The sequence below is a fragment of the Aeromonas sp. R3-1 genome (genome assembly GCF_040908345.1).
In the GTDB taxonomy this organism is placed as follows: Bacteria; Pseudomonadota; Gammaproteobacteria; order Enterobacterales; family Aeromonadaceae; genus Aeromonas; species Aeromonas veronii.
Window position 1 is genome coordinate 1 of record NZ_JBFODN010000053.1, and the last position, 10,497, is coordinate 10,497.

Genomic DNA, 10,497 nt, shown 5'->3' on the forward strand with positions numbered 1-10,497 from the left:
GCAGATATCCACTGTTGCCCGGCCGTGTTGGCCAGTTTTTGTTTAACACAGGAATTTTTATGCTGTTTATGGGTTACCTCCTGCTGGGCGCCTTTGCCGGTATGCTGGCGGGACTGTTCGGGATCGGCGGCGGTCTTATCATTGTCCCCGTGCTGGTCATGACCTTTCGCGCCCAGGGCATCGACCCTGAAATCATTACTCATCTGGCCCTTGGCACCTCGTTGCCCACCATGATCTTTACCGGATTCAGCTCGCTGCGGGCCCACCGGGAGGCAGGCGCCGTCGATTGGGTGATGATCCGCCGACTCGGCGCCGGCATGCTGATCGGGGGCTGGCTTGGCGGCATGACCGCCAATCTGCTCAGCACTAGCACCCTCAATATCATCATCGGTTGTTTCGCTTGGAGCATGGCGCTACAGATGGGGCTCAACCTTAAACCCAAAGCGGAGCGCCATATGCCGGGGCCGCTCGGCACAGGCATTGCCGGTACCATCATTGGCTGGATGTCTGCGCTGTTTGGTATTGGCGGTGGCTCGCTCACGGTCCCTTATCTGAGCTGGAACTCGGTGCCCATGCGCAATGCGGTAGCGGCCTCTGCAGCCTGCAGCATGCCCATCGCGCTGGCGGGGAGCCTCAGCTACCTCTATGCGGGTTGGGATCATGCCGATCTGCCCGAGTGGAGTGTGGGCTACATCTATCTGCCCGCCCTGCTGGGCATTGTGCTGACCAGTACCCAGTTCGCGCGCATTGGCGCCAAGCTGGCACACCGCCTGTCACCCACACGCCTCAAGCAGGCCTTTGCCCTGCTGATGCTGCTGGTGGGGGCGAAATTTATGCTGTTTAGCTGATTCATTCGGCAGATTGTTGAAAAATAAGGCAAACGATCTGTTGGAGGGTAGAAAGCCGTTGCATTGAACGCCCAGTTTGCCTATTCTCCTCGCCGGTGGTCCTATTGGTCCTCTCGCATTGATAACCCGTCGACCTGGTCAGGACCGGAAGGTAGCAGCCAAGGCGGGGGACTCGAGTGCCGGGATGTGGCTGGTAGGGCCACCACTTGTTTCTGCAATTCAATAAGTTAGCTTCCTAAAGCCCTTGGTCATCCACTTTGTGTGGACGACGAGGAGCTCATCGATGAATCTCTGGCTCAGTCCCCACGGCATCTGGTATTACCGGAAAATCACCACGCTCCCCTGTGGTCGTCGTAAAGAGATCAACAAATCCCTGCATACCCGAGACAAGCTGACGGCCCGTGCAGCTGTTGCGAAGCGGCTTGCCTGCGTGGGTTCCAGACCCAAGCCCATTCAGTTGCCTGCAGAGGTCAATGTTGCCCCACATGAGCAATCAGTAGCCCGGAATCCGCGGTTTTATTGCTTGGTGACACGCATGGCCGTGTTGTATTTGAGCCGCCCATGGGAAATATGTCTGTTTATCTCGCTTAACAGCGTCTCTTTATTGATGGGCTTGGTGATATACCCGTTCATGCCATGGGAAAGATAGTATTGCTTGGATTCCGGCATCGCATCAGCAGTCAGGGCGATGATGGGGATATCTGCCCAAGGCATCTGGGAGGTGCGGATCCGGGTGGTGGCCACCAGGCCATCCATCACTGGCATCTGGACATCCATCAACACCAGATCAAATTCGGTGTGACCCAGTTTCTCCAGCGCCTCTTCTCCCTGAACGGCCAGTGTGACCTGATGGCCCACGGAGTCGAGCATGGCGCCGATCACCTTGCGGTTGGTGGCATTGTCATCAACCAGCAAGATGCGATAGCTCTCCTGATCCAGCGGCTTGGACGGCAGGCAAACAATTGAGGGGGTCGTGGCTCTGGCGGGCCAGATGTAGGTAAAAGTACTGCCATGTCCCTCGCTGCTCTCTACCGAGATATCGCCGCCCATCAGGCGTGCGAGGTTACGGGATATTTCAAGTCCCAGGCCCGATCCGCCATATTGGCGGGTGATCGAGACATCCGCCTGGGCGAAACGTTGAAACAGGTTCTTTAACTGACTTTTGCTCATGCCGATCCCGGTGTCCTGGATCGAGATGCGTATCGAGTGGCGATCCTGCTCCAACAGGGTGCTATCAACGCGAATATTGACCTCTCCCTGATGGGTGAACTTGATGGCATTGCTCACCAGATTGAAGAGGATCTGGCGCACCCTCAGCGGGTCGATCATCAACCACTCCGGCGTATCGGGGGCAACAGCCAGGGTCAGCTTGATCCCTTTCGCATCGCAGTTGCTCTGCATCAGGGCCCGGATATCCTCCAGCAGCTGGGGCAAGTGATGGGGAGCCAGTTGCAGCTCGATCTTGCCCTCTTCCAGCTTGGATACATCCAGAATGTCGTTAAGCAGACCGAGCAGATGGTTTGCCGATTCGCGCGCCGTCTCCAGATAGTCTCGCTCCCTCGGATCCATATCCCGGTCGGCCAGCAGTGAGAGCATGCCGAGAATGCCATTCATGGGGGTGCGAATTTCATGGCTCATGTTGGCCAAAAAGCTGCTTTTGGCTCTTGTGCCTGCCTCTGCTGCCTGATTTGCCCGCAGCAGTTTGTCATTGAGCTGCTGCATCAGTTTGTGTTGCAGAAACGAGATATTCATTTGCCGCCAGATCAGCAGGGCGAGCACAAAGAGCAGCGCAAATTGCAGGGTCGCGATGAGTGTCGTCGTGATGATCTGCTCCCTCACGCTGTCGCGACGCGCCACATCAAACAGGGTCGCCTGCTGGTTCACCTCCAGGGTCAGCTGATGGAGCAGGGGGAGTAGGGAGGCAAGCTGTTGGCGCAGCTCCTGATGGGCAAGATTGTCGAGCGGCTTGGTGGCTTCCGGGCCGAGCCAGATATCCGCCAGAGAGATGTAGGATCGAATGGCTTTGCTTGCCTGCTGGTAGATCTCTGTTTGCTGAAGCAGGCTGCGATCCTTGCTCTCCAACACCAGATCCATGCGGCTGACCAGAATATCGTATCTGAGCTGGAAGGTCGGTTGCGACTCATGGAGCAGCGAGCTTTGAAAACGCAGCGCTTCGTTATAGAGCTGGAAATAGTTCCACATCACGTTGTCTTCGCCCTGGCTGGTACTGCGCTGCAGATCCTGAAATTGCCGGTACTGGATGGTACCAATACCGGCAAAGGCAAGGAGCAGCACACAAAGCACCACAAACAAGAAACGTTGACTGGCCGCCATGGAACGCATGATAGGATCTACTCCACTTTTATCGCGCTGATCTGCCAGATAGCCCGACCGTAATAGAGCTTGTTTTGCAGTTCGGGATATTGATCGAACGGATAGACAAGGAACAGCGGCCCTTTGTCACGCACCGACAGTGGCTTGCCATTGATCGTGCGGGCGAGGATGACCCGATACTGCTCGGCATCGCTGGTCGGCACCTGTACCGAGTAGTCATTGAGCGCGGTAATGGTGAGCTGTTTGCCGGTTGCCCCGACCTTGGCCAATACATCTTGCAGCAGCGGGCCGCGAAAGGTCTTGGCTTCGTCATACCAGGGGGTATGGGTTTTGATTTCGTGTACCGGCAGTTGATCCAGCATGGCGCTGTCCCACAGGGCCAGAGCCTGATGAGTGGGGCTGCTGATGGCGCCTTCAACCTTCAACACGGCGCTGTCAGGGGAGGGGGCTGCGTATGCGGTGCCGCAAAGGGCTGCCAGCAGTGGTGCGATGTAAAGGCCTGCTTTCATGGTCTCTCCTTCCTGGAAAATGGCGGCATGGGGGCCGAGCCAACGGTGGCTTGTGAGCTGTGTGCAAAGGCAAGCAATAATCGGGCCCAGTCTAATGGGCTCGAATTATCAGCCATTTAGCCTGTTATCGGGCGATCTCGGCCAAGGTGAATTGCAGTTTGCAACGTGCGGGGGAGGTTAATTGCAATTTGGCAATCAAAACGAGGAGTGGGTGTCGGTGAATAAGGCGCAAAGAGTATCATTTGGAGAACAAGTGCCGTGGCACTGCTCGGCATAACATTTGCAGCGTGCTGAATGCCGTGACAGCAAATAGTCTGAGAGTCGACAAGGAGCTAGCGATGGAAAGCATGACTTACACCCTTAATGATATCCAGGTAGTGGTACTGGAAAACGAGTTTGACGCGATGGCCGTCAGTGAGCTCCGCCCGTTGTTTGAAACCCTCTCGACCCACTCGGGAGATATCCTGGCCGATATCAGCGATGTTCATTTTATCGACTCGTCGGGGATCGGAGCCTTGGTATTTCTCTATAAAAGATTGATTATGAACGGGCATCAGATGGCCCTTGTCTGCGGACCCGGTCAACCCCATGACCTGCTGGAGATGCTGCATATCGACCGGGTGATCCCCTGCCATGAGAGCATCAAGGCCTATATGCGTTCCCGTGGCATGATGGCCGCTGCATCATGAAATGCTTTGGTATCCTGCTCTCGTCCATTCTGCTGTCGGGTTGTGCGCAGTGGCCGCCACAGGGGTATGGCGGCATGGCAGAGGCAAGACCCACCCGTATTCCGGTCAATGAGGATGAACGGCGGGTCTGGTCTCGTTATGATGAGCGTCAGAAGGAACTCGACTTGCAGCTGACGGAATTAAAGCAAGCGAGTCTGCAGGGGTGTATGCCTGCCGAGTTGAAACGACTACAATCTCAACGTATTGATATCGAACGGGATATGCACGGACGGCTCTGGTCGGATGTAGCCTGGCGTCAGACCGTGTTGGCACAATCACTACAACAAGTACGTTTGCGGCTGCAACAGACAACAGCGGATGGCTGTCGTGCTGATTGGTCAGGGCTCCCCTTACGCCAATGGGGGCAGACGTAACAGACGAAAAGGATGTCTATGAAACGGGGCGCTCTCGAAGGATTGATCTGTGTTCTCTTGCTGTTGTTCACCTGCCCGTTACTGGCCTCCACCTTGTTGGCTCCCGGTGATCGGTTGGCCATAGTGCAACCCGGTGAGCCTGCTTTTGATCAGCCTTTCCAGATCAACAAGCAGGGGGAGATTGCACTGCCTGAAGTCGGCAACCTAGTGGTGGGGGGGAAGACCCTGCAACAGGCGGATGAGCTGATCCGCACCGCCCTCAAACCTGTTTACAACAACCTCTCTCAATTGACCGTCACCTTGCTGGAGAAGCGGCTGCTGATCAGCGTGATGGGCTATGTCAAAAAACCCGGCAGTTATGATCTGGCGCCCGATGGCAACGTGCAGATGGCCCTCGATGCCGCTGGCGGTCTGGTGCCCGGTGCCCAGCTCAACAACATGCAGGTGCGGCGCGGCAGCACGGTCTCTAGCTTCGACTACAAGCGTTATCTCGATACCGGCGATGCCAGCGTGTTGCCGCCATTGCAATCCCTCGATGTAGTGTTCGTACCCGCCTCTCCGCTGATCGGCAACGTGCAAATAGATTTTGATGCGGCAACCCTGGCGGCAGGCGGGGATGGCGATACCGGCAAGGCGATCAAGGTATTTGGCGAGGTCAACAGCCCCGGCGCCTTCAGTTTCAAGAGCGGCAACTCCATCGTGGATCTGCTGATGCGGGCCGGTGGGGTGACCCGCTTTGCCGGGGTGGAGCGGATCCGGGTGATCAATGGTGATGCCCCCGAACTGTTCGATCTCAAAGCCTATCTCGACTCCGGCAACAACAAGCTGCTGCCCAATCTGGCGCCGGGCGCCACCATTTTCGTGCCCAAGGATGAAGAGCAGATAAAGCGGGGAGCACGCACCATCTACATCATGGGCGAGGTGTTCAAACCCGGCGCCTATGAGGGGCGGGAAGGGGACTCCTTCCTCGATATTCTGGCCAATGCCGGTGGCCCGACCCGCTATGCCGAGAGTCGCCAGATCCGTTTGCTGCGCACCGATGGCACGATCGAGCCCATCGACTTGCAGGCCTATACCGAAGGGATGCAAAAGGCGCTGCCTCAAGTCAAACCCGGTGACGCCATCTTTGTGCCGGAAAAGACCGATATCAACGAGAAGTCCTGGTTGAAAGTGGCACCCGGGCGGGCGGTGATGGTGATGGGGGCGGTGCGGATCCCGGGCCGCTATGAATGGTCTGACGAAATGTCGCTGCTGGATCTGATCGCCCACGCCGGAGGGCCCAACGAGCGGGCCGATATCGCCAAGGTGCAGATCCTGACCGCCGAAGGGGGGCAGGCCACGCCGACCCTGTTTGATCTCGACAAGTTCCTTCATCAGGGCGGGGCGCTGGCCAGCCTGCCGAAGATCCGGGCCGGATTCACCATCATGATCCCCGAGCTGCCCACCGATCCCAGTGACAACAAGTCCCAGTGGGTGCGCCAGTCACCGGACAGTTCCATCTATATCTTCGGTCAGGTCGGGGCCCCCGGTCGCTATGCCTTCAATGAGCAGATGGGCTTTATCGACATCCTGTCGGCCGCCGATGGTCCGACTGCGGCGGCGGATCTGCGCAATGTGCGCATCGCCCATCGCAGTGGCAGCACTGCGCGGGTCAGCAAGCTCGACCTTGCCCTCTACTTTGAAACCGGCGATGAGACCTTGCTGCCCAAGGTGCTGCCCGGCGACTCCATCTATCTGCCGGAGAAGAATCGCCCCTGGCTCGACGAGCCCAAGGAGAACACCATTCGGGTGCTGGGAGCGATAGCCCGCCCTGGTCGTTACCGCTTTGACTCCTCCATGACCCTGCTGGATCTGCTGGCCGAGGCGGGGGGCCCGACTAGCAGCGCCTATATCAAGAAGATTGTGGTGATCAACATGGCCACCAGTGGTCAGGGGGATCAGGCACGCAGCTTCGATCTCGACGGCTTTGCCAAAGAGCCCGACTTTAGCCAGTTACCGGTGCTGCGCGCAGGGGACACCGTATTTATCCCTGACAGCAAGAGCAGCAACTGGGCCATTTTCATGGATGGCATGCGCGACATTCTGACCACGATCTCGGTGGTGGCACTGGTCGGGACGCTTTGATATGAGCATCCCCATTCAATATCTGGAGCTCGAATCCCTCTATGCGGCGACGGTCGCCCGGGGGATCCGCTCGCTGGCGGTCACCTCGTCAGAAGGGGGAGAGGGGGTGAGCTCCATCTGCGATGCGCTGGCAAGGCGCTCGGAGGCGGATGGGCTGCGCACCCTGCTGGTGGATCTCAATCTCTATCACCCCGGCCGCGCCACGGCGGTTGCCTGGGGGCCCAATGATGTGCCCGAGCCTGTGGCCACTGGTCGGTCGTTGTCGCTGCTCCCGGCGCCGGGCAAGGATCTGATGGCTTTTCGCAACAAGGATACCTTGCGCCAGCTGCTGGTTCGCTGGCTGGAGCATTACGATGTGGTGATCTTCGATACCTCGCCGCTCACCGCTCTCAATCGGGGCAATATTCCGGCCGATCAGGTGTGTGGGGCCTGTGAAGGGGCGCTGCTGGTGGTACTGGCGGGGGTGACCCCGACGACCGTGGTACAAAGTGCGGTGGATAAACTGACTCGTGCCGAGGCCAATCTGATTGGCGCTGTCTATAACGACAAACTCAACCCGGGGCTGGCCAGCGAGATCCTGCGCGAGCTCAACCGGCTGCCCAGCAATCGGGTGACCGAATGGCTCAAGCGCTGGTGTCGGCGCAGTGCCTTGCTCAATTTCCGGATCTGATCGCCCGCTGATGGAGGCCCGATATGGATGACTGGTTGCGATCTGCTCCGGCAACCCTGCAGGCGGTGCGCGAACTGCGCAACCGGCTGGCGCAGGGACTCTCCCTGTTTCAGGTCTCCCCAAAGGATCAAGCCAACTGGCTGCTCTGTTTCAGTGAGCTGGCCACCAATAGCGTCAAACACACAGCGCCTCCCGCGACCCGGCTCTGGCTCACGCTGAAAGAGGATGAAACGGGCTTGAGTCTGATACTGGAGGATGATGGCGGCCCGCAACCCGGTCTTGCCAGTGCGCCGTTACCCGATGAGCTGCAGGAGGGGGGATACGGGCTGGCGCTGGTGCACCAGCTGTTTGCCGAGGTGCACTTCTCTCGCGACGGTGAGCGTAATCGCGTGACCCTTCGCCAGCAGGGCCCAGTCAACCAACTGCCGGTGATCGCGGTGATCGATGATGACAAGGTGATGCGTGCCCTGCTCACCGCCTATCTCCATGAGCACTACCGGGTTGAAAGTTATGCCGACTCCCATGCCGCCCTGCTGGCGCTCGGGAAGCAGCCCCCCGCGCTGGTGCTCTCCGATATCGAGATGGAGGGGATCGATGGCTTTGGGCTGCGCCAGCAGTTGATGAAGGATCCCAAGATGAAGGGGGTGCCCTTTATCTTCCTGACCGGTCATCAGGATCAGTGGACCCAGAGTCGGGCGGGGGCGCTGGGGATCGATGACTTTCTGGTCAAGCCCATCACCAAGCAGGACCTGTTGCTGGCGGTTTCGCGGGTGCTGCAACGCTCGCAGCAGCTCAAGTCGCAATGGGGCGAACAGCTGGATCAGCGCATGACCTCAGCGCTGCGCCCGTTATTGCCCGCCACCTCCATAGGGGGATACCAGCTGGCGTTGCAAACCCGCGCGGCCACCGTGGGGGGCGGGGACTTTCTGCTGGTCAAGGATCGGGTGCTGTGGCTCGGGGATGTGATGGGCCACGATGCAGAAGCCAAGTTCTTTGCCCATGCCTATGCCGGTTATCTGCGCGGTTTGCTGACCGCCCACGATCTGGAGCGTGCCCCCGCCCGCTTGCTGACCATCTTGTCCAATGCGGTTCACAGTGATCCGTTATTGGGGGCTACCCTGCTCACCACCCTCTGCATTGAACTCGGCAACGAGGGACGGGTGCAGTGGGCCAGTGCGGGCCACCCTGCGCCCTGGCTGGTCGGGCCCGGCACCATCCGTCAGGTCGGCGTGACCGGCCCCTTGCCCGGTTTGCGCCCGGATCCCCACTTCGTGACCAATGAGCGTCAGCTCAAGCCCGGCGAGATCCTGCTGTTCTGGACCGACGGTCTGCTCGATAGTCGTGATGCCGCAGAGCGCCAGCGCTGGGAGTCGCAGCTAAAAGAGATCTGCCTGACTTCGGGGCCCGGTCTTGAGCAACTGGCTCATCGCATTGCCCGCTGGTTTGATGAGCGCATCAATGATGCCGCCCTCGATGACATGACCCTCTTGCTGGTCGCCTGTCCCGGCGCCTGATCCAGCCCCTCTTTGCCTGACTGGCCCGCTCTATGCAAAGCCTCATTTCAGGTGGCATGGAGCCACGGGAGGAGGGCCTTATGTTACCCATGCAGCAGATCTGGCTGGCCATCGATGCGCGTCAGGTCGGTGGAATAGAAGTTCACATTATCCACTTGGCCAACGATCTGCTGGCCAGGGGATTTCGCCCCACCATAGTGCTGGTGAGCAACCACGGTATGACCCCCTTTACGACCCTGCTCAAACAACAGGGCTTGCCCTACGAGGTGTGCCAAAACAGCCGCGATTTTATGCGCCGTCTGGCCCGCCAGCCTGCCTCTGTGCTGATCCATACCCACGGCTACAAGGCCGGGGTGCTGGGGCGGCTGACGGCCTGGTTCACCGGTAAATCGGTGGTCTCGACCTTTCACAGTGGGGATGACGGGGAGGGATTGCTGAAGTTTTACAGCTGGCTGGATCGCACCACAGCGCGTTTTGCGAAGTGTATTGCAGTAAGCGAGCCCATCGCTCGCAAATTGCCTGTGCCAAGCACGGTGATCAGCAACTTTGTCCCCATGCCTGCGACGCCGGCTACGGTAACTGGCAACCGGATTGCCTTTGTCGGCCGCCTCTCGCCGGAAAAGGGGCCGGAGGCATTCTGCCAGCTGGCCGCCTTCTGCCCGGAGGGGGCGTTTCATCTCTACGGGGATGGCCCCATGAAAAGTGCCTTGTTGCAGCAGTATGGTGATCGCGTCCAGCTTCATGGTTTCCAGAACATGGCCAATGAGTGGCACAACATCGACCTGCTTTGCATCACTTCCCGCTTTGAAGGGCTGCCGCTGGTTGCGCTGGAGGCGATGGCTCACGGTATTCCCGTCTGTACCTTTGCGGTGGGGGGTCTGGTCAATCTGATCGATCACAAATCCAATGGCTGGCTGGTGGAGCCTGGCCATGTGCGGGATATGGCGGAGCTGGTCAACTACTGGCTGCGCAGCGATGGGGGGGGGCGCAGCAAAATGAGTCAGGCGGCGCGCAACACCATAGCCCGCGGGTACAGCGTCAACAACAGGGTGACCGATATTCTGGCCGTCTACGGCGCCTGAATCACGGAGAAACCTGTCAAAACGAGTGGCCGCTGGCTACTCGTTTTTTTATGTGCCGGTGTTAGAGGTAGCAGGAGGCGGATTGCTTCGGTGATCACGCAACGCTCGGGTTTCTGCAGTGGGTCACGCGGATATCAGGCCTGTGGATGGATAGGGCCAGATGATGGCGACCAGGCCGCTGGCTTCTCAGTGATCACCGCGGACGTGCCACAACGATGCGTGTCTAGTCCTGAAATAGGTTTACACATTTTCAACTAGCATTTCTCTACTCAGAACCCCCTATGTGCCGCATCGGGGGTTCTGTATTTCAACGC

At 58.7% G+C, this 10,497-nt stretch carries 9 protein-coding genes and 1 other RNA gene; 8 read left to right on the top strand and 2 right to left on the bottom strand.

Going from position 1 to position 10,497, the window contains the following annotated elements; genetic code table 11:
- The first annotated feature begins 59 nt into the window (after positions 1–59).
- Positions 60–848, top strand: coding sequence for a sulfite exporter TauE/SafE family protein (locus AB5Y85_RS02990; protein WP_005360120.1), 789 nt, complete (start codon positions 60–62; stop codon positions 846–848).
- A gap of 102 nt (positions 849–950) precedes the next feature.
- Positions 951–1,047, top strand: an RNA gene (gene ffs / locus AB5Y85_RS02995) — signal recognition particle sRNA small type.
- 317 nt (positions 1,048–1,364) lie between these two features.
- Here the strand turns inward: ffs and AB5Y85_RS03000 are convergent.
- Both AB5Y85_RS03000 and AB5Y85_RS03005 read right to left on the bottom strand, forming a co-directional pair.
- Positions 1,365–3,191 carry an ATP-binding protein gene (locus tag AB5Y85_RS03000; protein WP_139442701.1) on the bottom strand — a complete coding sequence of 609 codons (1,827 nt, stop codon included), beginning with the start codon at positions 3,189–3,191 and terminating at the stop codon, positions 1,365–1,367.
- An 8-nt stretch (positions 3,192–3,199) separates the two neighbouring features.
- The gene (locus AB5Y85_RS03005) at positions 3,200–3,691 is read right to left on the bottom strand and encodes a molybdopterin-dependent oxidoreductase (protein WP_005351410.1); all 492 of its coding nucleotides are present in this window, start codon (positions 3,689–3,691) and stop codon (positions 3,200–3,202) included.
- Positions 3,692–4,029: 338 nt separating this feature from the next.
- On the opposite strand from AB5Y85_RS03005, the gene AB5Y85_RS03010 reads away from it, so the two are divergent.
- From AB5Y85_RS03010 to AB5Y85_RS03035, 6 genes are all read left to right on the top strand, one after another.
- Positions 4,030–4,380 carry an STAS domain-containing protein gene (locus tag AB5Y85_RS03010; protein WP_167569853.1) on the top strand — a complete coding sequence of 117 codons (351 nt, stop codon included), beginning with the start codon at positions 4,030–4,032 and terminating at the stop codon, positions 4,378–4,380.
- The gene (locus AB5Y85_RS03015; protein ID WP_139407773.1) at positions 4,377–4,793 is read left to right on the top strand and encodes a hypothetical protein; all 417 of its coding nucleotides are present in this window, start codon (positions 4,377–4,379) and stop codon (positions 4,791–4,793) included. Before AB5Y85_RS03010 ends, AB5Y85_RS03015 begins: the two co-directional genes overlap by 4 nt.
- An 18-nt stretch (positions 4,794–4,811) precedes the next feature.
- Complete coding sequence (locus tag AB5Y85_RS03020; RefSeq protein WP_005351417.1) at positions 4,812–6,917, top strand: SLBB domain-containing protein; 2,106 nt, start codon at positions 4,812–4,814, stop codon at positions 6,915–6,917.
- A 1-nt stretch (position 6,918) separates the two neighbouring features.
- Positions 6,919–7,587, top strand: a complete 669-nt coding sequence (locus AB5Y85_RS03025) for a tyrosine-protein kinase family protein (RefSeq protein WP_005360129.1) — start codon at positions 6,919–6,921, stop codon at positions 7,585–7,587.
- 23 nt (positions 7,588–7,610) lie between these two features.
- On the top strand, positions 7,611–9,101 hold the full coding sequence (locus AB5Y85_RS03030; protein ID WP_005351421.1) for a SpoIIE family protein phosphatase: 1,491 nt from the start codon (positions 7,611–7,613) through the stop codon (positions 9,099–9,101).
- Positions 9,102–9,181: 80 nt separating this feature from the next.
- Positions 9,182–10,183, top strand: a complete 1,002-nt coding sequence (locus AB5Y85_RS03035) for a glycosyltransferase family 4 protein (protein WP_257687748.1) — start codon at positions 9,182–9,184, stop codon at positions 10,181–10,183.
- Positions 10,184–10,497 lie beyond the last annotated feature (314 nt).

Excerpts from the sequence above, each read along its gene's own strand:
- AB5Y85_RS03005 (WP_005351410.1), bottom strand. The coding sequence starts at position 3,691 with ATGAAAGCAGGCCTTTACATCGCACCACTGCTGGCAGCCCTTTGCGGC.
- AB5Y85_RS03035 (WP_257687748.1), top strand. The coding sequence starts at position 9,182 with ATGTTACCCATGCAGCAGATCTGGCTGGCCATCGATGCGCGTCAGGTC.
- AB5Y85_RS03025 (WP_005360129.1), top strand. The coding sequence starts at position 6,919 with ATGAGCATCCCCATTCAATATCTGGAGCTCGAATCCCTCTATGCGGCG.
- AB5Y85_RS03030 (WP_005351421.1), top strand. The coding sequence starts at position 7,611 with ATGGATGACTGGTTGCGATCTGCTCCGGCAACCCTGCAGGCGGTGCGC.
- AB5Y85_RS03015 (WP_139407773.1), top strand. The coding sequence starts at position 4,377 with ATGAAATGCTTTGGTATCCTGCTCTCGTCCATTCTGCTGTCGGGTTGT.
- AB5Y85_RS03020 (WP_005351417.1), top strand. The coding sequence starts at position 4,812 with ATGAAACGGGGCGCTCTCGAAGGATTGATCTGTGTTCTCTTGCTGTTG.
- AB5Y85_RS03010 (WP_167569853.1), top strand. The coding sequence starts at position 4,030 with ATGGAAAGCATGACTTACACCCTTAATGATATCCAGGTAGTGGTACTG.
- AB5Y85_RS02990 (WP_005360120.1), top strand. The coding sequence starts at position 60 with ATGCTGTTTATGGGTTACCTCCTGCTGGGCGCCTTTGCCGGTATGCTG.
- AB5Y85_RS03000 (WP_139442701.1), bottom strand. The coding sequence starts at position 3,191 with ATGCGTTCCATGGCGGCCAGTCAACGTTTCTTGTTTGTGGTGCTTTGT.